Here is a 25621-nt window from a genome sequence, read left to right as displayed (position 1 = left end):
GGGTGCTTTTTTATGGATGCAATATGGCAACGATTACTGGTGCAAAGGGTGGCAGCCAGAAGCAGCACACGCCTGTAGAACAGCCTGATTCGGCGCAATCAATGGCGCGCTGTCGCATGCTGCTGGCGCTAGGGGAAGGTGAGTTTGCTGGTGGTCTGGATGCGACCCGAATTTTCCTGGACGGTACACCGCTCGGTAACGCCGACGGAACAATGAATTTTGAGAACGTTTCCTGGGAATTTCGACCGGGCACACAGACCCAGACACCGATTCCGGGTTTTCCCGCAGTCGAGAACGAAACTACGGTTGGCGTATCGCTGACGAAAGTCACCCCATGGACTAGAGCTATCAGCAATACCCAGATCGATGCCGTATTAGTACGAATTGGCATTCCTGGCCTTCAGCAGCAGGAAAACGATGGGGATATTGTCGGCACTACTGTAACGTACCACATTGATCTCGCCGTTGATGGTGGGGCTTACACTACGGTATTGACCAAAACGGTTACGGAGAAACTCAGCTCTCTCTATGAATTGACACACCGTATTAACCTGCCGAAAGCGAACGCAGGCTGGCAGATTCGGGTCGTGCGCGATACCGACGACAGTACCAGCCAGATGCTCCAGAACAAAACGCAGGTTCAGGCGATCACCGAGGTGATAGATGCTCGCCTGCGCTATCCGCATACCGCGCTGCTGTATGTGTCATTCAACGCAAAGTCATTCAGCAATATCCCGAAGATTTCTTGTAAACCTAAAGGTCGGGTGATCCGTATCCCTCAAAACTACGATCCGATTGCACGCACTTATAGCGGTACATGGGACGGTACATTCAAATGGGGATGGACGAATAATCCTGCATGGATTTGGTTCGATATTCTTACTGAACCTCGCTTCGGTCTTGGTCGCAGGGTTACGCCAGCGATGCTCGATAAATGGGAGTTGTATCGTATAGCCCAGCGCTGCGACCAGAAGGTGCCGGATGGTAAGGGTGGCAGCGGTACCGAGCCTCGCTTTATGTTTGACGTTTATATCCAGGCTCAGGCTGATGCCTGGCAGGTGATTAAGGATATTGCGGCAGGTTTTAACGGCATGACGTTCTGGGGCAACAACATGTTCAATGTTGTCTCTGATATGCCAGCGGATACGTCAAAACTACAGATACTCACTCGAGCCTCTGTTGTCGGTAAGCCAACGTACTCCAGCGGCAGTGAAAAGAACCGCTATAGCTCAGCGCTGATTAACTTTAGTGACCCAGATAACCACTATCAGGATCGTACAACGGCAGTGATGTTTCCCGAGCTGGTTAAGCAGTTCAAGTTTAAGCAGACGCAATTGACGGCTATTGGCTGTACACGTGAAAGCGAGGCGCAGCGCCGCGGAGGGTGGGCCGTCTACTCCAACTCGCTGGATCGCATTATCACTGTTCAGACGGGACTTGATGGCTTCGCTTATGTGCCGGGGACCGTATTTGCGTTTGCAGATGAGCGGTTATCTGGCCGTGTTTATGGTGGACGTATTACTGATTACAATGCAGGGCTGAAATCTGTAGCTACCGATCGGGGCACAAGTGCCGTACCCGGCGACACTCTGATGATTCGTACTCAGGGTGGTACCGTTGAGAGCCGAACCATCCAGGCAGTTAATGGCCAGCAACTGATACTGGCAACCTCCTTTACCGCCGAGCCATTGCCTAATGCCATTTTTGTTATCGATGCAGGCCAGTTGCGCCTCCAGTATTTCCGCGTAACCAATCTGACATTTAACGATGAAGAGAACACCTACAGTATCACCGGTGCAGAATACAACGGGGCGAAGTACGATGCCGTTGATAACAACGCCCGACTTGATACGCCACCGATTAGTCTGTTACCGACAGGCTTGGTAGGGCAACCGACAAATATCACGATCAGTAGCTACGACTCGGTCCGGCAGGGGCAGCGTATCGCCACTATGGTTGCGAGTTGGGATGCACCAGTAGATAAAAACGGGAAAACTCAGGCAGATATCGTCGCGTATCAGGCACAGTGGAAACGTGGTGATAATGAGTGGATCAATATTCCCGAAACAGGCCTGCGCAATATAGAGGTCTCCGGGATTTATTCCGGTGATTACCTTGTGCGAGTCCGTGCCATTAATTCCGGTGGTGCTTCCAGTCTGTGGGCATCTTCTGTTCTGACTCATCTCACTGGACGTACTGGAGATGTTCCCAAACCGGTTGGTCTGCGCACCACAGCAATCAACTGGGGTATACAGGTTGACTGGTCCTTTCCGGCGGATACAGGTGATACCCTCCAGACCGAACTGCAGTATTCAGCAAACGGTAATGGGGATAATCCTCTGCTGCTTGCCGGAGTTCCGTATCCTCAACACACATATACCCAACTGGGTTTGAAGGCAGGTCAGGAGTTCTGGTACCGGGCTCGTCTGGTCGATCGCATTGGTAATCAGAGTGACTGGACCGACTGGGTTCGTGGCGAATCTAATGCGAATGCTGACGACTACCTGGGCGATATCGCAGATGATTTCCTCACATCTGCCGACGGTGACCGCCTGACAAGCGACATTGATACCAACCTCGAAGCCGCATTGCAGAACGCGCTGGCCAACCATGCAACCGTGGAACACCAGTGGGCGCAGTACGGCGAGGTACGCGCGGATATTCTGGTGGTTAAAACGACCATAGCGCAGGTCGATAAGGCTATGGCTGAAATGTCGACGCAGGTGCAGGCGCAGTTCAATGATGTGACTGCTGCGCTGGAAGATAAGCTCACCGCCGTGGTTGATGCGACCGGGGCATCTGCAATTTACACCCTTAAAACCGGAGTTCGAATTAACGGTGTGATGTATAACGCTGGGATGTCGATTGCGGTGCTGGCGGAAGTGGGTAAGCCGGTAGTCACCCGCGTCGGATTTAACGCTAATCAGTTCGTCCTGATGAGTGGTAGTGGCAATACGCAATATTCACCGTTTGCGGTGGTCAATGGTCAGGTATTTATCAGCGATGCGTTTATTCAGGATGGCAGCATTACCAATGCAAAAATTGGTAATTTTATCCAGTCGAATAACTTCGTTGCTGGTTCAACAGGCTGGCGCATTGATAAAAATGGAAACGCTGAATTGCATGGGAAACTCTATGCCGACAGCGGAAATTTCTCTTTTAACGGGATAAATAACAAAGTCGTAATCGATGGTTATGGACTTCTCGTTAATCTGACAAATGGTGGGAGTGTTCAGATCGGCACATTCAGGGGGTAATAATGTCGGAGGGGATTTTTATTAATTACAACGATGGCCGTCCGGTAATGGCTATTACTGCGGGGCTGCGAGCCCCCAGTTTTTGCACAACGTTCTCGGGCTGGTCATCCCAGTCAATGCAGTACCCGGTCAATACACCGCTAGTTCCCGGATCACAGGCTATCGTGGTGCCAACTAACCCCATTTACATCTATTCCTTTGCTGAATTTGATGTAGCCATTATGACGGGGGTCACCCGAAACGGGGACGCCGGTGTCATCATTGGCGCAGAGACCATCGGGGGGAAGGCCCTCACTCCGGACTGGTCAGGTTATGTCATGGAGCTGCTGCCAGCCGCCACTTATAACGAAGGATTACTGGTTTCAAACTCAACTGACTTCACCGCCATATCAAATCAGGCCGCGCTGATGACGTGCGCTTATTCCGGACGCATTACGGTTAACGGCAGTGCGCCGCTTCCGGTGAGCGGTATTCCTTTTGGCAAATGGGATAACCCGAATGTGTCGGTGGGGTTTGATGGCGGCAATATCATCGTGCGCGATATTTCCTACACAGGGCGGGACGATGTGGCCGGAACGGCGACGATAGACCTGGTGATATTCAATCAGACAGCACCTGTCGGCGGCGACGGCATCACAATGACCAACGCCGCAGGTCAGGTGACGTTCTCCACGCTGAAACGCCCCTTTGTCTATGACCGACAAATCCAGATCACTGATGCCTTTCAGGATATTGGCGGCGGGTTTTGCCAGATAGTCTATACCGGCGTTCAGGTACGAATGAGTGGTGGATGGGGAAATATCAGAACCAAAGGCGTTGTCATGTCAGGCGGTAGCGTCAGGTCGGCCTATAACAAAGTGTTTGCGAACCGTAATTCAGGCGCATGGGATATGACCCGAAACAGAAATATCGCTATGCCCATTCTTATTCTTCCGAACATGTACTGAGGAAAAACTATGTCAGCAGGAACCTTAACTCTGATGAATAACTCTGCCCAGGTATCAGGGGCATGGACTTCATTCACTACCGAACTGACGGCTGGCGATTTTATTGTTGTCACTGTCGGCGGCGTTCCCTATACGCTCCCGGTCAAAACAATCGAGAGCAATACAGGACTGACGCTGGTCAGTAACTTTACCGGGCCAACACAATCTGGTGCGGCCTGGTCAGCTGTTCCTCGTGTGGCGCTGAACATGGTTACTGCCGCGCTAGTGGCTCAGAGCGCAGAAGCGCTTCGAGGCCTGAATTACGACAAGCAGAACTGGCAACAGGTGTATAGTGCCTCTGGAATGATAACGGTCAAACTGCCTGATGGTTCAAGCTTTACTGGGCCGTCATGGAAATATCTGTCCGATAAGCTATCCAGCTTAGGAAACAGCGCGACCAGAGACGTAGGAACAGATTATGGAACTGTTGCTGCTGGTAATGATACGAGATTTGAAACTGTTAACGGCAAAACAGGCGGGGATATTTCATCTCAGATATCTGTTTCTGGAAATATTTATGCAGTCAATAAATCCGTATCAGATCCGGCCAATGGCACTGATGTTTCAGGTGGTTCGCTCTCATCAAATTATATAGTTAACGGCGTTACAAGGGCTCTGGCTGGGTTCTCAGGTAGATACAAATGGGGTGAAGAGAACGGTTATGGCCAGCTGGATGTGGCTCTTTTAGACGGCTCTGGTAACTATGTGAGAGGGGCATCATACATATTCTCCGGTAATGGTAATGCCACTGCCAATGGCAACTGGATTAACGGTGGTTCTTCTGAAAAAATTAAGAGAGATATTGAAGATATTGAAGACCCGTTAGGGAAAATGCGACAGATTCGCGCCTGCACATGGCGGCTGAAGACTAAACAAGGAGATGGTCGCTTTGGTATTGGTGTACTGGCAGAGGGGTTATATGAGGCCTACCCTGAGGCAAAAGTCACCGCCGGTGATATTGAATTAGCTGATGGCGTGGTTGTTGAAAATGTCCTGTCAGTTCAGGCCGGTGACTCAGGAGTAACCGTCGCTATCCATCATGCAGCTATACTGATACTGATGGATATGAACGAATCTCAACAGGAAGAAATCAAACAACTGAAAGCTGACGTGGATGAGCTGAAGAAAATAGTCAGTCAGATCGTAGCCAGATAATTTTACTCTGGAATACAGTACTGGGATAGAGAGTTACCCAGGACATGGGTTCCGCAGCCACATCGTATGCAAAACGGGCTGCGGAAAACCGTCACTTAGTCTGAAACCAGCCACATATCAGCCTCTTCAAACATTTCCTGAACAGTACGGCTTATCTGTTCCTTCTCATGCTTGCTGGCGTCAGTATTGATCGCCGGCAGTGTCATCATCGGTTTAACCCGGACATCAGCGTCGGGGAAAATCCGGTGAACCCTCTTGGTCAATTCGCCCAGAATGATATCTTTCGCACCGGACAGCCCATCAAAATTCCTTTTGTCATAAACGAGTTCCACGAACATGCTTTAACTCCTCTTTACTGTGTTTAATGTCAGTATATACTGTATATATAAACAGTATAAGTGTGAGTGAGTTTATTATGAAGTTTTATTCACCAGTTGAGTTGCGCCAGATCGTTGCGCTTCCCTTGTTTAGTGATCTTGTTCCATGCGGATTTCCATCCACAGCGGAGGATTATGTTGAACAACGTATTGATCTCAATGAACTATTAGTTCAGCACCCATGTGCAACATACTTCGTGAAGTCGTCTGGTGATTCTATGACTGGAGCGGGCATCGGAAATGGCGATTTGCTTGTTGTTGACCGATCCAGAAAGCCTTCACATGGAGATATTGTTATCGCTGCCATCGATGGCGAGTTCACGGTTAAACGTCTGCAGTTACATCCAATACTTATGCTTGTTCCTGAAAACAACGCTTATGCACCCATTACGATAAACAGCGAAGATACGCTGGATATCTTTGGGGTGGTGACGTTTATCGTGAAAGCGGCAAGCTGATATGTTTGCCCTGGTTGATGTGAACTCGTTTTATGCCAGTTGCGAGACTGCATTCCGGCCAGATCTGAAAGGCAGGCCGGTAGTTGTTCTGTCAAATAACGATGGCTGCGTTATCGCCCGTAACGCTGAAGCCAAAAGAGCTGGTGTGAAAATGGGGGATCCGTATTTCAAGCAGAAGGACTTATTTCGTCGATATGGTGTGGTTTGTTTCAGCAGCAATTACGAGCTTTATGCAGATATGTCCAGCAGAGTAATGTCCACGCTGGAGGCAATGTCTCCCCGCTGCGAAATATATTCAATTGATGAAGCCTTCTGTGACCTGACTGGCGTAAGAAACTGCCGGGTTCTGCAGGAGTTTGGACAGGAATTAAAAGATGCCGTTTATCAAAATACGGGGCTGGCGGTTGGCGTTGGTATTGCCCAGACAAAGACGCTGGCGAAACTGGCAAATCATGCCGCCAAAAAATGGCAGAGACAAACGGGTGGGGTGGTGGACTTATCTAACCTGGATCGCCAGCGCAAACTGATGGCTGCACTTCCGGTCGATGAGGTCTGGGGAGTAGGGCGCCGTATCAGCAAAAAGCTGGAGGCAATGGGGATTAAAACGGTTCTGGAGCTGGCTGATACTGATATTCATTTTATCCGGAAGCACTTCAATGTTGTCCTCGAGAGAACGGTGCGCGAACTGCGCGGCGAACCCTGTCTTGAACTGGAGGAATTTGCCCCCGTAAAGCAGGAAATTGTCTGTTCCAGATCATTCGGGGAACGTATTACGGATTATGACGCTATGCGACAGGCCATCTGCAGCTACGCGTCGCGCGCCGCAGAAAAGTTACGTGGAGAGCATCAGTATTGTCGCTTCATATCCACTTTTGTCAAAACGTCACCCTTTGCGTTGAACGAACCGTACTACGGTAACAGCGCGTCGGTGAAGCTGCTTACCCCGACACAGGACAGCCGGGATATCATTGCAGCAGCGACGAGGAGTCTGGATGCAATATGGAAAGACGGACACCGATATCAGAAAGCCGGGGTAATGCTGGGGGACTTCTTCAGCCAGGGCATCGCCCAGTTGAATCTGTTCGATGATAATGCGCCGCGCCGGGGTAGTGAGAAATTGATGGAAGTTCTGGATCATCTGAATGCAAAGGAAGGAAAGGGGGCGCTTTATTTCGCCGGACAGGGGATACAGCAACAATGGGCGATGAAGAGAGAGATGCTGTCACCACGATACACGACCCGCTATGAGGATCTGCTTCAGGTTAAGTAACAGGCTTAATTAAATCTGCACCCTGATTTTTAACATTCCCGACGGCACGTGTTACGGCATGCCATATAAATTTATCAGCCGACACGGAACCGTCGGCCGCAATGTCCGCAGCTTCTTTCCCTCCAATGTCCTGCCTCATCCATTCGCGAGCGGCTTCTGGCGACAGTACCAGAGGCCGCCTGTCGTGAATATCTACCAGTCCTTTGTCGGCCGCAGCTGTCACTATCAGGAATCCTTCTGCTTCATCTCCACGTTCGAATGGTGTGCTGCCGATCGCCGCCATAAAAATTGGCTGACCGTCTGCCCGGTGAATAAAGTAGGGTTGTTTCTTGTCGCCTTCCTTTTTCCACTCAAACCATCCATCAGCAAAGCAAATTGCGCGACCGTGCTGCCAGAGTGGTTTAAACATTCTGCTGGTGGCCGCAGTTTCAGACCGTGCGTTAATGAGCGGCGGTTTATCCCACCAACCGGGGGCGTATCCCCAGATAACTGGATCAAGATGCAACTGTTCATCACGTTCGCTCAGAAGCAGAACTTTTGTTCCTGGTGCTACGTTGAATCTTCCGATGGGTTCTGGATCGTATGGAATGTCGCGTTCTGATTCATCAGCGAGCAAGCCAAGATAATCTTCACGCGTCATTGACTGTGAAAAGCGTCCACACATAGAAACCTCCAGCCATATGTCAGACTGAAAGTATAGGGCAGGAAGAAAAAGTGGTGCGCACCGGTAATGATTTAAAAAGGAGCTAGTAAGGTAAATCGGAATGATGGTTTTGTGAATTGATGAATTCTTAAAAATGGGTAGATGCTGGAACAATGCGATCCCGAATTTTTCCCGACGACGCCACGAAACCAATAGCAACTGATTGATCTTGAATGGGTGCAATAGTAAGTATCAGGAGGTGTTTGTTAGTGGGTTTTTGGTGTTAACTTATTGAAGTTTATAGGTTATTACGTTTTGATTTGTAAACAGGAATCGTATTCGGTCTCTTTTTATGTGGCGAATGCGATGCCATCCAGGGCAAAACACGGCTTATCGCATGCTGCATTCTCCATAAACCATACCATACTCCTGCCCACGATCGTCCAGGCTTTTTTACCATCATTGCTAAAATTATAATCAGGTACCCTTGTACTCTGGAGGCGACATGGGACGACCTGACAATATCTATCAACGAATCGACGGTACACAGTGGCGTCACGTCTGGGTGGTTGGGGATATCCACGGCTGCTTCTCGATACTGATGGCTAAACTGCGCCAGTACCGTTTTGATCCTTGGCAGGATCTGCTGGTTTCAGTGGGGGATGTTATTGACCGTGGACCAGACAGTTTGCGTTGCCTGAAATTATTGCGTAAACGCTGGATTGTCGCGGTCAGGGGGAATCATGAACAGATGGCGCTGGACGCGCTGGCGACGGGGGATAAATTCATGTGGTTAATGAATGGTGGCTCGTGGTATGCGCAGGCGGAGCAACCGGCAGCAAAATTCGCTCTTGAAGAGTGTTGGCAATTACCCTGGATTCTGGAGCTGCACTGTCAAAACGGCATACACGTTATTGCTCATGCCGATTACCCGGATGATGATTATCAGTGGCTAAAAAAGATCGATTTACAGCGTGTGCTGTGGGATCGTTCGAGACTAATGAACAACGGTTGTGGGATTCGCGGTGCGGATCACTTCTGGTTTGGCCACACGCCGTTGCGCCATCGGCTGGATCGCGAGAATCTGCATTATATTGATACCGGTGCTGTATTTGGCGGCGAGTTAACGCTGGTACAACTGCAATAATCAAAAATCGCTGTATTCCTGGGCCGGGTGCCAGAAACTATCGATGTAGTCATCCGCGGGTAAACACCCTCCGTTACGAATACGTTGATCGTCCATCGATATCAGGCACTGCTGCTCAGTTTTGTAGACATCAACCACGATATCTTCACAACCGCCATCCAGGTAGCACACAAAAAGAACCAGCGTGAACATTCCATCCTCAAATGGTAAAGCCATAGCTGTAGTGTAGAAGATGTTGATAGATGAGGGAAATTGACCAAGAAATAACCCGTCTGGCGACGGGTTCTTTTTGAATCAGGCAAGGCGCATGATCCAGGCATCTGACTTACGATCGTAGTGTTCGCGAAATAGTACTGAATGTTCTCCGTTCAACAGGGCCGGGACACTGGTATCGGCATCCCAGGCATCCAGTTGCATACATAAATCCGGGTCGGATTTACACGGAATGGTTAACGTTCGGTCCCCCGGCGATTCGCCATGTAACTCGGCGTCGTCGATTTCAAAAGCGCCAATGCGCACACTGGTTTTCATCATCGTGCTCTCCGTTAATTTGCTAATTGTGGTACGACCAGTTAGGTCGTCCATTTTTCAGCGTAGTCAACGTTAGCAAAAGCGCCAGTAAAAACGTGCGTTATCCCGTAAAGAGTTTGCCATCCCGGACAAGATCGCGTGGGTAGCTATTCTTCAGTCGCGATCCAATACGTTTTGCCAGACCGATAGGCTGATGCTGGAATGTAACCAGTACGTCGTCACTCGTCGGTGTGGCTTGTGGGTAGACATCCCGGCCGCGGTACCACTCTTCAGCTTCGGCAAGCGTCAGTTCAAACGCATGGCTGTGATTTGGGTTGGCGAGCGCGATGACGGCTTCATGCTGCCAGCGGTAGCCTTTATTGTGCGTTTCGGCTAATTTGACGCCGAGTCGGGAAAAGCGGACTTTGCCGATCAGTGACTCAATTTCTGTTGGGAACAGCCAAATCTCTTTATCGCGCTGCCACAGGCGTAAATTATCTTCCCACTGCAGTCCACAAGCGCTCGCGGCTTGCGCGATAAGCGCGGACTCGCGTCCTTTCAGCGGGCTAAACGGAAAGTTACCGACTTTATATGTCGGCGCAGGTAGTGGAGGGATGGCGGCTGTTTTGCGCAAACGCGCAACGAAGAAACCTTCGCAATCGTAAATTTGCGGAAACACATGCAGGAATCCTTCCGGCGTCAGGGCGCGTTCGGCATGTGGAAATAAATCGCCGAGTGGTAAAAACTCGACGGCGTCCGGGTAGGTTTCAATCAACCATTGCATGATATTTTCATTTTCGTCACGATTAAGCGTACAGGTCGAGTAAACCAACGTGCCGCCGGGGCGCAGAGCGTGAAAGGCGCTGTCGAGCAGTTCGCGCTGAGTTGCGGCAATTTCCAGATTACTTTCTGGCGACCAGTTTTTTAGCGCGTCAGGGTCTTTACGCACTACGCCTTCCCCGGAACACGGGGCGTCGAGCAATATGGCATCAAATGATTCCGGCAACGCAGCGCCAAATACTCGTCCGTCAAAATGGGTCAGGGCGACGTTGGCTATCCCGCAACGGCTGATATTAGCATGCAGGACTTTGACGCGACTGGCAGAAAATTCATTCGCCAGAATGGCGCCTCGATTATTCATTTTTGCGGCAATTTGCGTGGTTTTGGAGCCAGGGGCTGCCGCGACATCCATTACGCGTTCCGGGGTATTGCCTTCGGCAAACAGCGCAGCGACTGGCAGCATTGAGCTGGCTTCCTGAATATAAAACAGGCCGCTTAAATGTTCTGCTGTGCTACCGAGCGGCACTGACTCTTCTTCATCGCGTTCGATCCAGAAACCTTCAGCACACCAGGGAACCGGAGTGAGAGACCAGTTGTAAGGTGCTGTCAGTGTGAGGAAATCGGCAACGGAGATTTTCAGCGTATTGACGCGAATGCTGCGGCGCAACGGGCGCTGACAGGCAGCGAGAAAATCATCGAATGAGAGCGTGGAAGGCATTGCTTCACGCATTTTAGTCAGAAAGGCGTCGGGAAAATAAGCCACTTGGTACCACCGGCAAAAAAACAGGTGCGCAGTGTAGCATAAGTGCTCCGGCGCGAGTACGCCGGAGCAAGGGGAGAGATTATCGTGGCAGGGCAGTTCCCCATTCACGCCACTCTTTAGGTTCGCTTTCGAGCAACAGGAAGTGTTTACCTGCCTGCGCTTTAGGAGCCAGCGGTGTGCCTGGTGGAGTCGCGAAGGCGATGCCGCCGCGGATGAACTGATTGAAGGTACCGGTCTTCACGACACCGCCGGTCAGGCCGAAGTCAAGATTGTAGCCGGATGCCAGCCAGAACACGGAGTTGTTGCGCACCAGATGCTGATAGCGCTGGCTAATGCGCATGGCAACCATCACACGATCGGAAAGCGAGCCCAGCGTCAGCCCGGTGACAGTCCCCACTTCAATACCTCTGAACAAAACCGGGGTTCCGATATTCAGCGAACCTGCTTCCGGTGCTTCCACCACAATACTCAGACCATCGAGGTAGCGAGAGTCGGTAATGGTGGCTTCCTGCAACTCAAAATCACGTCGCGGATTACCGCGTCCGGGTTCAACGTTGATGTACGGCTGCAGGATTGTATCCAGATGCTCCACGCCAGCTGCCGAAATTTGCGGGGTGATCACGGAGAAACGGGTACCGCTTCGCGCGAAGGTCTGCACGTATTCCGGGTACAGAACCGCTTTTGCCTGCACTTCGTTACGGGCGGTGATCAGCTCAAGCGTCTGAATCTGGCCGATATCGATTCCCAGGTAGCGAATCGGCATGCCAGCAGCGAGTTTACCTGCATCGAACGCATGCAGCGTTATCTGGCCGCCTACCGCACGCGCGGCGGTTTCCGAAGCATACAGAATGCGCTTGTCGCCTTTGCGTTGGCTGGCGCTGGCACCGCTTAAATTATCGAAGCTAATTGCCCCTTTAAGCGCGCGTGAAAGGGGAGATGCCTGTACGGTTAATCCGCTGCCGTTAAGCTGAACTTTTGCTCCGCCTTCGGCCCAGAACACGCTGTTGCTGGTCAACAGGTTGCGATATTCCGGTTTAATATGCAGATCGATATCAAATGCATCGGCGCGAGGACGAACGCTGATCACTTCACCGACCTCGAATTTGCGGTATAGAACCACCGAGCCGGCCTGCACATCAGGCAGCGTTTCGGCGCTCAGGCTGACCGTGGTGGTTGGCAGATCGCTCAGGCTGTTTTCAATCGCTTTTTCCAGGTTGGCATACAGCGGGTAGCTTTTTTTCATTTCCCCCTTCGTACCGGGCAAAATACGAATGCCGCCGCTGAGCCACTCGCTGGCGCTGGCGCCAAGGAACTCCACGCCATCAAGTCCGACTTTGACGTCCACGCGGCTGTTGACCACGAACTTACTGTCACCTTGCACCAGGTCACGATGCTGCGGTTCGATGGCAACGGTAAATGAAACGCCTTTGCTGGAAAGAGTGCGCTCAATCACCTGACCGACCTGAACGCCGTGGAGAATCAGCGGCTGGCCAGCATCAATACCGTAACTCTCCGGTGCGGTGAGCGTAAATGTCATGACCCCTGGATCGTGTAACAACGACTTCTCTGCGGGGATAACAACAAACTGGCTACGCGGCTCGCCTTCGCCGGGGACCAGTTCAAACGTTTTACCCGTCAGCAGTGAGCTGAGATTGGCATCGTTTAACGATAATTTAGGGCTGTGTAATTCAATCCGCGTGTTGTCGCGCAGCAGCGTTACGACGCTGGGGTCGACCGTCATTTCTCCAGTCACTTTACCGCCTGGATTTAAATCCAGTTTGGTGAGTTGGCCGACTTGTAATCCTTGATACATCAGCGATGTTGAGCCAGCTTTGAGTCCGTCCCCGCTGGGTAAGTCAAGCTTGACGATCACCCCGCGCTGGCTGTGCGCGAGATCCTGATATAAACCAAACGTGTCGTCGGCTGCGGCGGGTTTTGAGTCTTCAGGCGAATCAAAAGCAATGGCGCCATTGACCAGCGCGGCAAGACTTTCCAGTTTGATCTTCGCGCCGCTGAGGCTGACATCCGCATTCACACCGGAGACGTTCCAGAAGCGGCTGCCTTTTTTCACCAGATTGGTAAACCGACGTTCAATCAGCACGTCGATAGTTACGCCCTGATTGTTGGGGTTGATAGTGTAGTCATACACCCGGCCCACCGGAATCTTACGGAAATAAACCAGCGAACCGCTATTGAGCGAACCGAGGTCAGGCGCCCGCAGATGCAGCATCAAATCGCCATTATCCAGACGGTATTTGGGCTGCGTGTCGAGGGCAACGAAATGATCTTCTTCCTCGCCGGTTCCGGGCATCATGCCGATATAGTTACCACCAACCAATGCATCCAGACCCGAAACGCCGGCCAGCGACGCTTTCGGCGTGACCAGCCAGAACTGGGTATCTTTGCGCAGTGCATCTTTCATGCTCGATTTGATGCTGACCCGGACTTCAATTTTTCGCAGATCTTTGCTGAGGTTGATATCCTGCACCGTGCCCACTTCAACGCCCTGATAACGAACGGGCGTGCGTCCTGGTACAATGCCGTCCGCGGACATGAAGTCAATGGTTACGGTATTGCCGCGATCTTCATAGCTTCCCCAGATAAGCCATCCTGCGATCATCAGTGCAATGAACGGCAGCAGCCAGAACGGAGAGATACGGCGTTTTGTTTTAATCTGCGCTTCAGTCTGCGAAGCGGGCGTTTCCTGACTCATGTGCATCCCAAAGTAAGCGGCTGTCCAGCCATTCCACAGCAAGAATAGTCAATATTACCGCCGCGCCGAAATAAAACGCAGCCGGTCCCATAGTAAAAGCAAGTATCTGATCGCGATTAATCAGCGACATGGTTAAAGCGATAACAAAGAGATCCAGCATCGACCAGCGGCCAATCCAGGTCACCATACGCAGCAGTTTTATGCGGGTACGCAATCCTTGCTCGCAGTTAAAATGGATGCTGATGAGCAACGTAAACATCACAATCACTTTGGTGAATGGCACCAGAATACTAGCGATAAAAACGATCGCCGCAACGCCGACGTTGCTGTTTGCCAAAGACATTATGCCTGACAGAATAGTGTCTTCCTGCCTACCACCATTGACATAAATTACCGAGATGGGCAGCAGATTAGCAGGCAAAAGCAGGACAATAGAGGCCAGTAGCGCCGCCCAACACTTTTGGATACTTTGATTCCTGCGCCAGCGCAGCGGGATATGGCAACGAGGGCAGCGACCCCGAGCGTCCGGATAACCTGTAAAGTGACAACCGAGGCAGACGCGGAGCTTTTCATCAGGGCGACGGGCTGGTCTTTGCGGGTAAAATCGGTCCCAAAGCTGCTCTACGTTGAGGTGCGACAGCGTCAAAATACTGAGGATCACCAGCGCAATAAAAGCAAACAGCCCCACACCGGGTTGCAAAAAAGCATAGTCCTGAACTTTGATTGACGCGACGCCAATGCCCACAAGATAGATATCGAGCATCACCCACTCTTTGAGCCTTTCCAGCATCAGCAGCACCGGGCGCAGGTTCATCCCAAGAATATTGCCAAACCACAGATAAGCAATTGAGGTCACGAGAATTAGCGGCGCGCCAGCGACGCAAAAAAGCACGAAAGAAGCAGTGAGGGGGTCACCTTGTCGGGTCATTTGCCAGATGCCTTGCATAACATTGGCATCAATGCGCACGCCTAATAAATAGATGTGCAGGAGTGGCTCTCCCCAGGCAAAGGGCATCAGCAGCAACATGGTGAAAGCCATTGCCGCCAGTCGCGTTAATGACCAGTCGCGTCCGTCGCGAATTTTTGCCTGGCAGCGTGGGCAAAAGGCACTTTGGTGCGAACGCATTTTAGGCAAGCTAAATATCAGGTCACATTCAGGGCAGCGATGATAATGTGCACGAGGTAGTGCCTCACCGATGGACCTGATGACTATTTTTTTAGTTGGCGTGATGCGTGGTGTCGTTAAGGCCATGTATCGCGAATCAAATTGTTGAAGTAATGTTATCTTAACTCATGACGGGAATGATCTTGAGCATTAACGCATTTAATGTTTATTTTAGTAGGCTGCAGTTTTAAGTAAGACAACTAAGTGATTACATAATGAACAAAATAGAGCTATACACGGATCTGAACCGTGATTTTCAGGCATTGATGGCAGGTGAAACCAGTTTTCTGGCAACGCTGGCGAATACCAGCGCATTGTTGTACGAGCGTCTTGCAGAAGTGAACTGGGCCGGTTTTTACCTGCTTGAGGACGATACGCTGGTGCTTGGTCCCTTCCAGGGCAAAATTGCCTGCGTGCGGATCCCGGTAGGGCGTGGTGTGTGCGGTACAGCAGTGGCGCAGAACCAGGTTCAGCGTATTGAGGACGTACATGCTTTTGATGGGCACATTGCTTGTGATGCCGCCAGCAACGCTGAAATCGTCCTGCCAATCACCGTCGAAAATCAGATAATCGGCGTGCTGGATATCGATAGCACGGCGTTTGGCCGCTTTACTGAGGAAGATGAACAAGGTCTGCGTACACTGGTGGCACAGCTTGAAACCGTGCTTGCAACGACGGATTACAAAAAATTCTTTGCGCACGTCGCAGGATAATCAACGGATAACGTAGCAATTACTGATGACGTCATTATAATGTCGCCTGTTCATGCCTGCGCTTGTTGGCTACGTCCGTTGTAATCAGGAAATTTCATGGAAAATCAACCTAAGTTGAATAGTAGTAAAGAAGTCATCGCGTTTCTGGCCGAACGCTTCCCGCAGTGTTTTAGTGCGGAAGGCGAAGCGCGCCCACTGAAAATTGGCATTTTTCAGGATCTGGTAGAGCGTGTTGAGGGCGAAATGAACCTCAGCAAGACTCAGCTCCGTTCTGCCTTACGTCTCTATACTTCAAGCTGGCGCTATCTGTACGGCGTTAAATTGGGCGCAACGCGTGTTGATCTCGACGGCAACCCTTGTGGTGAGCTGGATGAACAACATGTTGAACATGCGCGCAAACAGCTGGAAGAAGCTAAAGCCCGTGTTCAGGCGCAACGCGCAGAGCAACAGGCGAAAAAACGCGAAGCGGCAGCTGCTGCCGGTGAAAAAGAAGGCGCACCGCGTCGCGAGCGTAAGCCGCGTCCTGCACCGCGTCGTAAAGAAGGTGCAGAGCGTAAACCTCGCGCTGAAAAACCAGCAGCAAAAGCACCGCGTGCTCCTCGCGAAGAACAGCATACCCCGGTATCTGATATTTCAGTACTGACGGTAGGGCAGTCTCTGAAGGTGAAAGCAGGAAATAATGCGATGGATGCCACCGTATTAGAAATCACCAAAGATGGCGTCCGTGTACAGCTGAATTCGGGTATGTCTTTGATTGTACGCGCAGAACACCTGGTGTTCTGAAACGGAGGCCAGGCCTGGCATGAACACTTTTTTTAGGCTTACTGCGTTAGCTGGTCTGCTTGCATTAGCAGGCCAGGCACTTGCTGTGGAAGACATCACGCGTGCCGATCAAATCCCCGTTTTAAAGGAAGAAACCCAGCATGCGACGGTAAGCGAACGTGTGACGTCGCGTTTTACGCGATCACACTATCGCCAGTTCGATCTGGATCAGGCGTTTTCGGCAAAAATTTTTGACCGCTATTTGAATTTGCTCGACTACAGCCACAATGTGCTGTTGGCGAGCGATATCGAACAGTATGCAAAAAAGAAAACGGTCCTCGGCGATGAACTACGCACCGGCAAGCTGGATGTCTTTTACGATCTCTATAATCTGGCGCAAAAACGCCGATTTGAACGTTATCAGTACGCATTAAGCGTACTGGCACGTCCGATGGATTTTACCGGTAACGACATGTTTAACCTCGACCGAAGCAAAGCGCCGTGGCCGAAGAGCGAAGCAGAGCTTAATGCGCTGTGGGACGGTAAGGTTAAATTTGACGAACTCAGCCTGAAGCTGACCGGTAAAACCGATGCGGAAATTCGCGAAACGCTGACGCGCCGCTACAAATTTGCGATTCGCCGTCTGGCGCAGACCAACAGCGAAGATGTGTTCTCACTGGCGATGACAGCGTTCGCCCGTGAAATCGATCCGCATACTAACTATCTCTCTCCGCGCAATACCGAGCAGTTCAATACTGAAATGAGCTTGTCTTTAGAAGGTATTGGCGCGGTTCTGCAAATGGATGATGACTACACCGTCATTAACTCCATGGTGGCAGGTGGTCCGGCAGCCAAGAGCAAGGCGATCAGCGTTGGCGATCGTATTGTTGGCGTCGGGCAGACGGGCAAGGGCATGGTCGATGTGATTGGCTGGCGTCTGGATGACGTCGTGGCACTGATCAAAGGACCTAAAGGCAGCAAGGTACGCCTTGAAATTCTGCCTGCCGGTAAAGGTACCAAGACGCGCACCGTGACGCTAACGCGTGAACGTATTCGTCTCGAAGACCGCGCCGTGAAAATGTCCGTGAAAACCGTTGGTAAAGAAAAAGTTGGCGTACTGGATATTCCTGGCTTCTATGTAGGTCTGACTGATGATGTCAAAGTCCAACTGCAGAAACTGGAAAAACAAAATGTCAGCAGTATTATCATCGATCTGCGTACCAACGGTGGTGGTGCACTGACTGAAGCGGTTTCGCTTTCCGGTCTGTTCATTCCTTCCGGCCCGGTGGTTCAGGTTCGTGATAATAACGGTAAAGTGCGTGAAGACAGCGATACCGACGGCGTTGTGTACTACAAAGGCCCGCTGGTGGTATTGGTCGATCGCTTCAGTGCCTCAGCATCAGAGATTTTCGCGGCGGCAATGCAGGATTATGGCCGAGCGTTGATCGTTGGTGAACCGACCTTTGGGAAAGGCACCGTCCAGCAGTATCGCTCCCTGAACCGTATTTACGATCAGATGCTACGACCGGAATGGCCTGCGCTGGGCTCTGTTCAGTATACGATACAGAAATTCTACCGCGTAAACGGTGGCAGCACGCAGCGTAAGGGCGTTACGCCGGATATCATCATGCCGACAGGTAATGAAGAAACTGAAACCGGCGAGAAGTTTGAAGATAACGCACTGCCGTGGGACAGCATTGATGCTGCGACCTACACTAAGTCAGATAATCTGACGCCGTTCGGACCTGAATTGCTGAAAGAGCACAATGCACGTATTGCCAAAGATCCTGAATTCCAGTACATCATGAAGGACATTGCGCGTTTCAATGCGATGAAGGATAAGCGCAACATCGCTTCTCTGAATTACGCTCAGCGTGAAAAAGAGAATAACGAAGATGACGCAATGCGTCTGGCGCGTATCAACGATCGGTTTAAACGTGAAGGCAAACCGCCATTGAAGAAACTGGACGATCTGCCGAAGGATTACCAGGAGCCGGATCCGTACCTGGATGAAACGGTAAAAATCGCGCTCGACCTGGCGCATCTTGAGAAAGAGAAGCCAGCGGAACAGCCCGCAACCAGTCAATAACCTCGAACAGGCACAAGAAATTGTGCCTGTTTTTTTAACAAGTGCATGAAGACGTCAGCCTGATACGATAAAATGTAAAGTTGTGTCTTTCTGGTGACTTAGCACCTATGGATGCTTGAAAATAGTCATAAGACCCATACGATATGGGTAATCGCATAGTGCGTTTTGTTAAATTGAGGTTAAAAGAAAATTATGATGCGAATCGCGCTCTTCCTGCTGACGAACCTGGCTGTGATGGTCGTTTTCGGGCTGGTATTGAGCCTGACAGGGATCCAGTCAAGCAGCGTTCAAGGCTTGTTGATCATGGCACTGCTGTTTGGTTTTGGTGGTTCCTTCATTTCGCTGCTGATGTCCAAATGGATGGCGTTAAAGTCCGTTGGCGGGGAAGTGATCGAACAGCCTCGCAATGAAAGAGAACGCTGGCTGATGAATACAGTTGCGAATCAGGCCCGCCAGGCCGGGATCGCTATGCCACAGGTTGCAATCTACCACGCGCCAGATATTAACGCGTTTGCGACCGGTGCCCGCCGGGATGCCTCGCTGGTGGCTGTAAGTACTGGCCTGTTGCAAAACATGAGCCCGGATGAAGCCGAAGCGGTTATCGCGCATGAGATCAGCCACATTGCCAATGGCGATATGGTGACCATGACGCTCATTCAAGGGGTAGTAAACACCTTCGTTATCTTTATCTCACGTATTCTGGCGCAAATTGCCGCTGGCTTTATGGGCGGAAACCGTGATGAGGGTGAGGGTAGCAACGGTAACCCGTTGATCTACTTCGCGGTGGCGACGGTGCTGGAACTGGTGTTTGGTATTCTGGCGAGCATCATTACCATGTGGTTCTCACGTCATCGTGAATTCCATGCGGATGCCGGTTCTGCAAAACTGGTGGGTCGTGAAAAAATGATCGCCGCGCTGCAGCGCCTGAAAACCAGCTATGAGCCGCAGGAAGCGACCAGTATGATGGCGTTCTGCATCAATGGTAAATCCAAATCGTTGAGTGAGCTGTTTATGACTCACCCCCCGTTGGACAAACGTATTGAAGCGCTACGCAGTGGGGAATATTTGAAGTAGGTTGCCTGGATTTATAAAAGGGCCACATCGTGGCCCTTCATTTGTTAGCCTTAAACCACCGCTGGTAGAGAGCAGCATTGTTATTTTCGAAGAAAATGCTACGCTTCAGGTAAGGTGGTTTTCACATATTCAACAAATTTTTCACATGCGGAATTAAGAGCTTTTCCAACTGAATTATCGCGGCCCTCCCCCTTAAAACTGTCCGTCTCAGTATGACAGGACTTTACAAAATCATTTGTAACTATAATAGCCTGCCCGAAAAAAGTAGAAGTAAAATCCTTGTCAAACAAAATATTCTTATTTAGGTTTGTAGTGAAAGCCTTATATAAGGATAATGTCAACTCGCGGTCATTTACTGGTAACTCCTGAAGCTGTTTATTCATATAGTCATTAAAAGCAGGTTGTTCAAGCCTGGCGATGCTAACATCACTGATATGCACTGATCGAGAGGACGAAAGAAATCTTTTGATAATTTGGCCTGCTGCATTACCTTGCTCACTAATTGCCATATTAATGTCAGATGTTCTATATTCGGTGTTCAATATGTTAGCTAATGAGGTCCTGATAGTATCAACATCAAGATTTGTAGTCTGCCTAACCGGTGACTCCTTCAATTGAGTATATTTATTAAACATTGCATCGAAAATGGGAACTATTGTTTTAGCATCGACCATTTTTGCACAGGTTTCTATACTGTTAATAATCGCTTCACCTTTTTTGAACTGAGCATCAAAATCGTTTTTAAACTCCTGTATTTTGTCTTTTAGAACATTATAAGCCTCTAAATTTTTTCCGCTGAGGGAATCAGTTTTGTATTTATTTTCAAAGGTTGTTATAGCATTACCTATATTTAAAGCTGTGTGTATCTCTAATTTTACACGATTCTCATTTAGAGTCATGACACCTCTATTATTGAACGAGTGTATTGGGATATCTACACGATTAGCATTACTACGCGCCAAATCTGCTGTTGTTTTTTGAAGGGTTTTGCTAATGCTAATATTTTTAGGGACATTAGCGATAGCTGATAAACATGCGGACAGTAAATTATGGTTCTTAACTTCTCTTTGCCTGTGAAAATCACTTTTATAATGGCTATAAACATTGTGTGAGTATGTTTTAACTGCACCAGGCATATACATCTCCTTGTAGTTTTGTTAATCATCAAGTGTCACGTGTAGGATGGCATCACGGTGGGTGGATTTCTTTCAAAAAGTGCTTCGATTTCTCTATGTGTCAACCTAAGTGCATATCTTCTAAATCTTTATTTATTTATTTCAATAATGAATGGAGTGATAATTATAGAATAACAATCATCTATTATTTGTATGGATCTAAATTTATTATGGACAATGGAAATGATGTTTTGATGGAGGATCTTCTCAGCAAAATTGCTGAAGAAAATCGTGAACAGTTTATTGAAGATTTATTTGAGTCTGGAGCTACCCGCAAACAGCTGTATGGTATTCCAGATAGCCTGATGAACGGTTTCTACGCCTGTGCATACGAGTATTACCAAAAAGGAGAAATTGAAAAAGCGGAGCACTTTTTTAAATTTTTAATGATGTATGATTTCTATAATCCTGATTACGCATTTGGCCTGGCCGCCGTTTATCAGTTAAAGCAGGACTACAAGCATGCACTGGATATCTATGCGATTGCCTATGCACTTGATGATGATAATTTGCGCGCCATTTTTGAAGCAGGGCAGTGCTATATGCACTTACATAACTATTCGAAAGCACGCGACTCATTTGGAGAGGTCGTGGCTCACGAAAAGGATCCTGAGCTGGTCAAGCGTGCCGAAGTATATCTTAAGGCGCTAACAAAGATTAACGACAGTGATGAGGATCATTACCATGTACGGAATAGCAAATAAGCCTGTCACGCTGGTTACCCAGCAGGTAACTAGTGAAGGTGATGTCGAAAGAATTACTACCGCGAAAAAGGACATTAGTTCTACAAGCAGCAGTGACGGAAATGCGGCGCAGAAAATTGTCCAGCAAAAATTGGTTACGCGCGCAGAGAAATTAGCCATGACCAGTGAATCATGGAAACCGACTTTACGTTCTCCTGAAAGTGTGACGCTGCGATCATCCCAGCAACCTAAGTCGCAAGCAAGTGAGACGAATAGCACGATGTCGGGAGGTAAGACGCAATCATCAACCTATTCTCTGACACAGGTTCTGGCCACATTAGCGGTGAAACTGGGGGATTCTACTGTGGTCGGGCAAATGTTTCGTGCCACAGCGACACAGTTGATGGGAAGCGCCACATCAGCAGCACTTATTCAGAAGTCGCAAGATGTCGAAAACGCACAGCAGACGTTGACGCAGGCAAATTTAGCTTATAGCGAGGCTGTAAAGACCGTAAACGAGGCTGACGACCATTTGCTACAAGCTGAAACATCTCTAAACAACGCTGAGCAGTCGCTGAACAATGCCCTGAATATTCTTACTTCATCGGAAACAGCATATAACGACGCTCTGAACGCGATTTACAGCAACAATACGGAAAAAACACTAGCGATTAAAACGGCTGCAGATAGGATGACAAGTGCACAGCAGGCAGTGGACGTGGCTTCTGATAAATGCCAGCAGGCGATTGATGTCAAAAGCAAGGCGCAAACAGCGGCAAATGATGCCACTGAGAATGCTCAGGAAAAACAGCAAGCGGTGGTTACGGCAACTCAGATGCTGAAAGTAGCGCAGGACACATTGGGGAATGCGACAGTTAGCACCCGGAATGTAAATAACGATAATACAGGTAGCATTAATCGAGTCGACCTTATGATGGCACAGTTAGTGACTATCTTAGGTAAATGTAACGAAGAAACCTTAAAGACGAATATGGAGCTGGCAAAAAGTCAACAGTCAGCAAAACAGGCTGAACTGGCAAAGGAAACTGAGAAATCAGATAAAATCGCAGAAAAACAAAAAAGGATGCATAAGATTTTTGGTATTCTTGGCAAAGTAATTATGAGTGTGATGATGGTTGCCGGTGCCATTTCTGCACTATTTACCGGTGGCGTGATGGCTATATTGTTTATTGCTAGCACGACCCTCATGATATCGGATCAAATCACAAAAGCTGCAACGGGTGAGTCCTTTATGGCGAAAGCGATGAATGCAGTTGTGAGTGGATTTGCTAAAATGTTTGAAGCTATGGGGGCGAATGAACTCGTTGCCTCTATTCTTGCATCAATAACGATGTTATTAACAACAATTGCCGCTATGGTAGTGTTGGGGGGAGGGGCAAAATTATTGGGTAATAAATTCGCAGGCAATATGACAAACTCGATTTTACGAGGCCTTTCAAATCATGGAGAATCAGGCGTTGGAAGTGCTATAAAAATGGGGTCAAAATATACTTTCAGAACTTCACTTGCAGCCAGTGGAATTAATAATGGCGCTTATTCAATTACTAGCGGTGTTTATGAACAACAACGCGATAATATTTCTGCCAGATTGCTGGAAATTATGAAAGATAACGATTTTGTAAAGAGGTTTATGGATATTATCGTTGAAAACTACAGTAACACAATGAAAACCATGAACGCGATCATTACAAATGAAACGGAAGAAGCGGGAATGTCCATGCAGGTAGGTAAACAAATTCTGGCACATACTCGTGCATAAATTTAATAAAAAGGAGATAAATATCATGGTTGGATCGGTTAATTCAGTGACAACGGGCAATGTATACCTTAATACAAGTGAGAATGTAGATGTTGCCCGTACGGATAGTAGACAGAACATTAAAGATACTCAGGCCTACCAGACGTTAGTGAAATTGGTAGGCGATGGCTACAAAGGTGTGGACGGAACTAAAGAAGACAAAGCCGCAGTGTGGAAAGAGGCTCAGCAACTTCTTACTCAGTTACATAGTGGTTTAGGCAGCAGCGATAACAGCACAGGTAATGTGATAACCGTAGCAATGCCAAAAGCCAGTTCACTGCTGACGCTGTTGATTGCCATGATTGAGTCAGAAAATGAATCTTCAATTGCTGGATATAAGATGTCCGGCAAGCTCGGTGTAATTAGCCAAGATTTCACCAATGCTGCGGCAGATGAATTACGTGAGCAGGGGGTATTGGCTTTGTCATCGGGTATTACTAGTGGTACTACTCAGATGGCTGCTTCGGGAGTGGGGGCGGGGACGGGTTTCTTAAAAAACCAGGCTCACGCTTCCTCTGTTAGCCAAGGGGCTATGGGATTGGGACGAGGTCTTTCTGAGGCAGAACAAGGCGCGTTTGGTATGGGAACGAAAAATTCTGAAGCAGAGCAGACGTCCCTGCAGGCAAGTGGCAAAATGATGGATCAAACCATGGAGATGAGTAGAGAAACGGCCCAAAAAGCTGCACAAATTATGAGTAGCCTTCTTTCTCTGATGGCTGATATAAGACACTCGTCAGCCGATCTGGTTTCTACAGTAAGTAGCAATCTGAAAGCCTGATTACTAACTAATGTATATAAAGGCCCGGTATGTTTCGGGCCTTTTATACGGTCAAAAATAAAAGTTCTAAGTCGATTATTCCAAAACAGATTCTACTGTCTGCTGACGATATACTTCAAGGCATTCAGAAATACTCAGCGTAGCAAAAGACGCGGTAATAGCCAATTTAGCGAGCTGTGATGGTTGGCGCAGAAAATCACAGCACCATATTTCCTGTCCATATTCTACCCGTAACTCTTCAGCATGACATGTTCGAAGTTCTACATCAATTCCGGACTGCTTGAAATTGTCACTGATGGATTTGGCTGAGCGAATGGCATGAGCAGGGAATGAAACGATAGCTTTGGTGTCTGCAATAGCATCACGTGATAGGTAATGAGCTAAAAGTGCGAGTATATTTTCTATACCGGCCTCACTGGCAAATAATTGATGCAACTGTTTCTCCAGTTGCTCTTGTGAATGTTGGAGTAAATGTGATTTTGTAGATTCAATATTATTGACGTAATCGACTACAGTCTGTGATGCTTTCTGTATTCCCTGACAATAACCCTCCGTCCATGCCAGGGAACGTAACTCATCAGCCTTATTTCTTGCATCACGGAGAATATGTTGAGCATGTTTCCTGGCAATCTGTTCAAGCCTGGATGCGCTCGTCGCTGTACTCAGCCATTTGGCTTTGATAAGCGGGGTATCTGGCAAAGGATACTGCTTCGGTAGTGAAATTTGTCTAAGCATATTCTATGGCCCGTAAAAAAAGAAAATACTCCTCAGAATAGATTTGGTCATCTCTGATATCAGGCTCTTGACATTCATCAGAGAAAAATAATGCCAGTAAAGGGATAAGAGGAGTGGGTAATCGATTGTGCATCGCTTTTAGCAACAATGTATATGCATACTGTTCAAGCATAGCGAGATCAGGTTGGCGGTATTCTTGGTTTATGGGTAAAGATGAAAACCAGGGGATATACAGGAAAGCGCGCTGTTTGGCAGTTAAAAGCGTTAAGGCGGCGGGAAACCGTACGAACATAGGAGCAAGTTGTCGTGATGCGACCATAATCGCTGCACTATAGATTTTTTCCCAGCGAGAAATAAAGAACATATTTTGTTCTGAGAGTTGCAATAGGTCAATATCAATAGTGTTATGTGGTAACAGAAGTCTGTTCACAATAGTTCGTGGTAAATTGCACCATTTAGCTACTCTGGTAGTATTCGCCCAGTTAGCCGGCATTAGCACAATATTGCTAAGCATAATTATTTCACTCATAGTGTATCCATTAATTAGCGACGAATAGAAATCGTCGCTA

The 25621-nt window shown here is 48.9% G+C and carries 23 protein-coding genes; 13 read left to right on the top strand and 10 right to left on the bottom strand.

Annotated features, from left to right (window positions below; genetic code table 11):
* Positions 1 to 23 precede the first annotated feature (23 nt).
* The 3 genes from OGV89_RS06485 to OGV89_RS06475 are packed head-to-tail and all read left to right on the top strand — an operon-like array spanning position 24 to position 5398.
* Positions 24 to 3257: a TipJ family phage tail tip protein gene (locus OGV89_RS06485; protein WP_286558340.1), complete on the top strand. Its 3234-nt coding sequence runs from the start codon at positions 24 to 26 to the stop codon at positions 3255 to 3257.
* A gap of 2 nt (positions 3258 to 3259) precedes the next feature.
* Positions 3260 to 4204: a DUF6453 family protein gene (locus OGV89_RS06480; protein WP_279270698.1), complete on the top strand. Its 945-nt coding sequence runs from the start codon at positions 3260 to 3262 to the stop codon at positions 4202 to 4204.
* 9 nt (positions 4205 to 4213) lie between these two features.
* The gene (locus tag OGV89_RS06475; RefSeq protein WP_286558334.1) at positions 4214 to 5398 is read left to right on the top strand and encodes a tail fiber domain-containing protein; all 1185 of its coding nucleotides are present in this window, start codon (positions 4214 to 4216) and stop codon (positions 5396 to 5398) included.
* Between the two features lie 95 nt (positions 5399 to 5493).
* On the opposite strand, the gene OGV89_RS06470 is transcribed toward OGV89_RS06475, so the two are convergent.
* Positions 5494 to 5736 carry a DinI family protein gene (locus OGV89_RS06470; protein ID WP_286558332.1) on the bottom strand — a complete coding sequence of 81 codons (243 nt, stop codon included), beginning with the start codon at positions 5734 to 5736 and terminating at the stop codon, positions 5494 to 5496.
* 77 nt (positions 5737 to 5813) lie between these two features.
* Between OGV89_RS06470 and OGV89_RS06465 the strand changes: the two genes are divergently transcribed.
* The gene (locus OGV89_RS06465; RefSeq protein ID WP_121567026.1) at positions 5814 to 6233 is read left to right on the top strand and encodes a translesion error-prone DNA polymerase V autoproteolytic subunit; all 420 of its coding nucleotides are present in this window, start codon (positions 5814 to 5816) and stop codon (positions 6231 to 6233) included.
* A 1-nt stretch (position 6234) separates the two neighbouring features.
* The gene (locus OGV89_RS06460) at positions 6235 to 7503 is read left to right on the top strand and encodes a Y-family DNA polymerase (protein WP_275146758.1); all 1269 of its coding nucleotides are present in this window, start codon (positions 6235 to 6237) and stop codon (positions 7501 to 7503) included.
* Here the strand turns inward: OGV89_RS06460 and OGV89_RS06455 are convergent.
* Positions 7496 to 8167 carry an SOS response-associated peptidase gene (locus tag OGV89_RS06455; RefSeq protein WP_286558604.1) on the bottom strand — a complete coding sequence of 224 codons (672 nt, stop codon included), beginning with the start codon at positions 8165 to 8167 and terminating at the stop codon, positions 7496 to 7498. The two genes, OGV89_RS06460 and OGV89_RS06455, sit on opposite strands and share 8 nt — an antisense overlap.
* A gap of 484 nt (positions 8168 to 8651) precedes the next feature.
* On the opposite strand from OGV89_RS06455, the gene pphA reads away from it, so the two are divergent.
* A complete protein-coding gene (gene pphA / locus OGV89_RS06450; protein ID WP_003034937.1) occupies positions 8652 to 9293 on the top strand; it encodes a protein-serine/threonine phosphatase in 642 nt (213 codons plus the stop codon).
* Here the strand turns inward: pphA and OGV89_RS06445 are convergent, their stop codons facing one another.
* From OGV89_RS06445 to yebS, 5 genes are all read right to left on the bottom strand, one after another.
* Positions 9294 to 9485: a YdfD/YebW family protein gene (locus OGV89_RS06445; RefSeq protein WP_003034941.1), complete on the bottom strand. Its 192-nt coding sequence runs from the start codon at positions 9483 to 9485 to the stop codon at positions 9294 to 9296. It abuts the gene before it with no gap.
* A 102-nt stretch (positions 9486 to 9587) separates the two neighbouring features.
* Positions 9588 to 9824: a YebV family protein gene (locus tag OGV89_RS06440; protein WP_029139506.1), complete on the bottom strand. Its 237-nt coding sequence runs from the start codon at positions 9822 to 9824 to the stop codon at positions 9588 to 9590.
* 100 nt (positions 9825 to 9924) lie between these two features.
* Positions 9925 to 11346, bottom strand: a complete 1422-nt coding sequence (gene rsmF / locus OGV89_RS06435; RefSeq protein ID WP_071593155.1) for a 16S rRNA (cytosine(1407)-C(5))-methyltransferase RsmF — start codon at positions 11344 to 11346, stop codon at positions 9925 to 9927.
* A 79-nt stretch (positions 11347 to 11425) separates the two neighbouring features.
* On the bottom strand, positions 11426 to 14059 hold the full coding sequence (locus tag OGV89_RS06430; protein ID WP_003034947.1) for a PqiB family protein: 2634 nt from the start codon (positions 14057 to 14059) through the stop codon (positions 11426 to 11428).
* Entirely contained in the window at positions 14028 to 15311 is a 1284-nt protein-coding gene (yebS, locus tag OGV89_RS06425; protein ID WP_016150395.1) for a membrane integrity lipid transport subunit YebS, read from the bottom strand. The genes OGV89_RS06430 and yebS overlap by 32 nt, the downstream gene beginning before the upstream one ends.
* Before the next feature lie 128 nt (positions 15312 to 15439).
* Between yebS and msrC the strand changes: the two genes are divergently transcribed.
* The 4 genes from msrC to htpX all read left to right on the top strand — a co-directional run bounded on the left by msrC (position 15440) and on the right by htpX (position 19862).
* Positions 15440 to 15937 carry a free L-methionine (R)-S-oxide reductase MsrC gene (gene msrC, locus OGV89_RS06420; protein ID WP_003034953.1) on the top strand — a complete coding sequence of 166 codons (498 nt, stop codon included), beginning with the start codon at positions 15440 to 15442 and terminating at the stop codon, positions 15935 to 15937.
* A gap of 96 nt (positions 15938 to 16033) precedes the next feature.
* Positions 16034 to 16720 (top strand): RNA chaperone ProQ, encoded by a 687-nt coding sequence (gene proQ / locus OGV89_RS06415; RefSeq protein ID WP_003034957.1) that lies wholly within the window; start codon positions 16034 to 16036, stop codon positions 16718 to 16720.
* A gap of 19 nt (positions 16721 to 16739) precedes the next feature.
* Complete coding sequence (prc, locus tag OGV89_RS06410; protein WP_286558324.1) at positions 16740 to 18788, top strand: carboxy terminal-processing peptidase; 2049 nt, start codon at positions 16740 to 16742, stop codon at positions 18786 to 18788.
* 192 nt (positions 18789 to 18980) lie between these two features.
* On the top strand, positions 18981 to 19862 hold the full coding sequence (gene htpX, locus OGV89_RS06405; RefSeq protein ID WP_003034964.1) for a protease HtpX: 882 nt from the start codon (positions 18981 to 18983) through the stop codon (positions 19860 to 19862).
* A gap of 98 nt (positions 19863 to 19960) precedes the next feature.
* Here the strand turns inward: htpX and OGV89_RS06400 are convergent, their stop codons facing one another.
* On the bottom strand, positions 19961 to 20998 hold the full coding sequence (locus OGV89_RS06400) for a hypothetical protein (protein ID WP_003844127.1): 1038 nt from the start codon (positions 20996 to 20998) through the stop codon (positions 19961 to 19963).
* Between the two features lie 209 nt (positions 20999 to 21207).
* On the opposite strand from OGV89_RS06400, the gene OGV89_RS06395 reads away from it, so the two are divergent.
* Genes OGV89_RS06395 through OGV89_RS06385 form a run of 3 tightly spaced genes read left to right on the top strand, consistent with a single transcriptional unit; the run spans position 21208 to position 24317 of the window.
* Complete coding sequence (locus tag OGV89_RS06395) at positions 21208 to 21741, top strand: SycD/LcrH family type III secretion system chaperone (protein ID WP_052739221.1); 534 nt, start codon at positions 21208 to 21210, stop codon at positions 21739 to 21741.
* Positions 21722 to 23500, top strand: a complete 1779-nt coding sequence (sctE, locus tag OGV89_RS06390) for a type III secretion system translocon subunit SseC family protein (protein WP_044700287.1) — start codon at positions 21722 to 21724, stop codon at positions 23498 to 23500. Before OGV89_RS06395 ends, sctE begins: the two co-directional genes overlap by 20 nt.
* Positions 23493 to 24317, top strand: a complete 825-nt coding sequence (locus tag OGV89_RS06385) for an IpaC/SipC family type III secretion system effector (protein ID WP_230127288.1) — start codon at positions 23493 to 23495, stop codon at positions 24315 to 24317. The genes sctE and OGV89_RS06385 overlap by 8 nt, the downstream gene beginning before the upstream one ends.
* 75 nt (positions 24318 to 24392) lie before the next feature.
* Here OGV89_RS06385 and OGV89_RS06380 read toward each other — a convergent pair whose 3' ends face one another.
* Positions 24393 to 25052, bottom strand: a complete 660-nt coding sequence (locus tag OGV89_RS06380) for a type III secretion protein HrpE (RefSeq protein ID WP_046671156.1) — start codon at positions 25050 to 25052, stop codon at positions 24393 to 24395.
* Complete coding sequence (locus OGV89_RS06375) at positions 25045 to 25581, bottom strand: hypothetical protein (protein WP_003844117.1); 537 nt, start codon at positions 25579 to 25581, stop codon at positions 25045 to 25047. The genes OGV89_RS06380 and OGV89_RS06375 overlap by 8 nt, the downstream gene beginning before the upstream one ends.
* Positions 25582 to 25621 lie beyond the last annotated feature (40 nt).

This window comes from Citrobacter sp. Cf125, assembly GCF_030333935.1.
GTDB classification, from domain to species: Bacteria; Pseudomonadota; Gammaproteobacteria; order Enterobacterales; family Enterobacteriaceae; genus Citrobacter; species Citrobacter freundii.
Note: the sequence above shows the minus strand (reverse complement) of the source record. Positions and strands in the feature narration are given on the sequence as shown.

Bases quoted from the DNA above. Each gene is read 5' to 3' on its own strand.
- OGV89_RS06440 (WP_029139506.1), bottom strand. From the start codon at position 9,824: ATGAAAACCAGTGTGCGCATTGGCGCTTTTGAAATCGACGACGCCGAG.
- OGV89_RS06395 (WP_052739221.1), top strand. From the start codon at position 21,208: ATGGACAATGGAAATGATGTTTTGATGGAGGATCTTCTCAGCAAAATT.
- pphA (WP_003034937.1), top strand. From the start codon at position 8,652: ATGGGACGACCTGACAATATCTATCAACGAATCGACGGTACACAGTGG.
- proQ (WP_003034957.1), top strand. From the start codon at position 16,034: ATGGAAAATCAACCTAAGTTGAATAGTAGTAAAGAAGTCATCGCGTTT.
- OGV89_RS06470 (WP_286558332.1), bottom strand. From the start codon at position 5,736: ATGTTCGTGGAACTCGTTTATGACAAAAGGAATTTTGATGGGCTGTCC.
- OGV89_RS06460 (WP_275146758.1), top strand. From the start codon at position 6,235: ATGTTTGCCCTGGTTGATGTGAACTCGTTTTATGCCAGTTGCGAGACT.
- sctE (WP_044700287.1), top strand. From the start codon at position 21,722: ATGTACGGAATAGCAAATAAGCCTGTCACGCTGGTTACCCAGCAGGTA.
- OGV89_RS06445 (WP_003034941.1), bottom strand. From the start codon at position 9,485: ATGTTCACGCTGGTTCTTTTTGTGTGCTACCTGGATGGCGGTTGTGAA.
- yebS (WP_016150395.1), bottom strand. From the start codon at position 15,311: ATGGCCTTAACGACACCACGCATCACGCCAACTAAAAAAATAGTCATC.
- OGV89_RS06480 (WP_279270698.1), top strand. From the start codon at position 3,260: ATGTCGGAGGGGATTTTTATTAATTACAACGATGGCCGTCCGGTAATG.
- OGV89_RS06375 (WP_003844117.1), bottom strand. From the start codon at position 25,581: ATGAGTGAAATAATTATGCTTAGCAATATTGTGCTAATGCCGGCTAAC.
- prc (WP_286558324.1), top strand. From the start codon at position 16,740: ATGAACACTTTTTTTAGGCTTACTGCGTTAGCTGGTCTGCTTGCATTA.
- htpX (WP_003034964.1), top strand. From the start codon at position 18,981: ATGATGCGAATCGCGCTCTTCCTGCTGACGAACCTGGCTGTGATGGTC.
- OGV89_RS06465 (WP_121567026.1), top strand. From the start codon at position 5,814: ATGAAGTTTTATTCACCAGTTGAGTTGCGCCAGATCGTTGCGCTTCCC.
- OGV89_RS06380 (WP_046671156.1), bottom strand. From the start codon at position 25,052: ATGCTTAGACAAATTTCACTACCGAAGCAGTATCCTTTGCCAGATACC.
- OGV89_RS06430 (WP_003034947.1), bottom strand. From the start codon at position 14,059: ATGAGTCAGGAAACGCCCGCTTCGCAGACTGAAGCGCAGATTAAAACA.
- OGV89_RS06455 (WP_286558604.1), bottom strand. From the start codon at position 8,167: ATGTGTGGACGCTTTTCACAGTCAATGACGCGTGAAGATTATCTTGGC.
- OGV89_RS06485 (WP_286558340.1), top strand. From the start codon at position 24: ATGGCAACGATTACTGGTGCAAAGGGTGGCAGCCAGAAGCAGCACACG.
- msrC (WP_003034953.1), top strand. From the start codon at position 15,440: ATGAACAAAATAGAGCTATACACGGATCTGAACCGTGATTTTCAGGCA.
- OGV89_RS06400 (WP_003844127.1), bottom strand. From the start codon at position 20,998: ATGCCTGGTGCAGTTAAAACATACTCACACAATGTTTATAGCCATTAT.
- OGV89_RS06475 (WP_286558334.1), top strand. From the start codon at position 4,214: ATGTCAGCAGGAACCTTAACTCTGATGAATAACTCTGCCCAGGTATCA.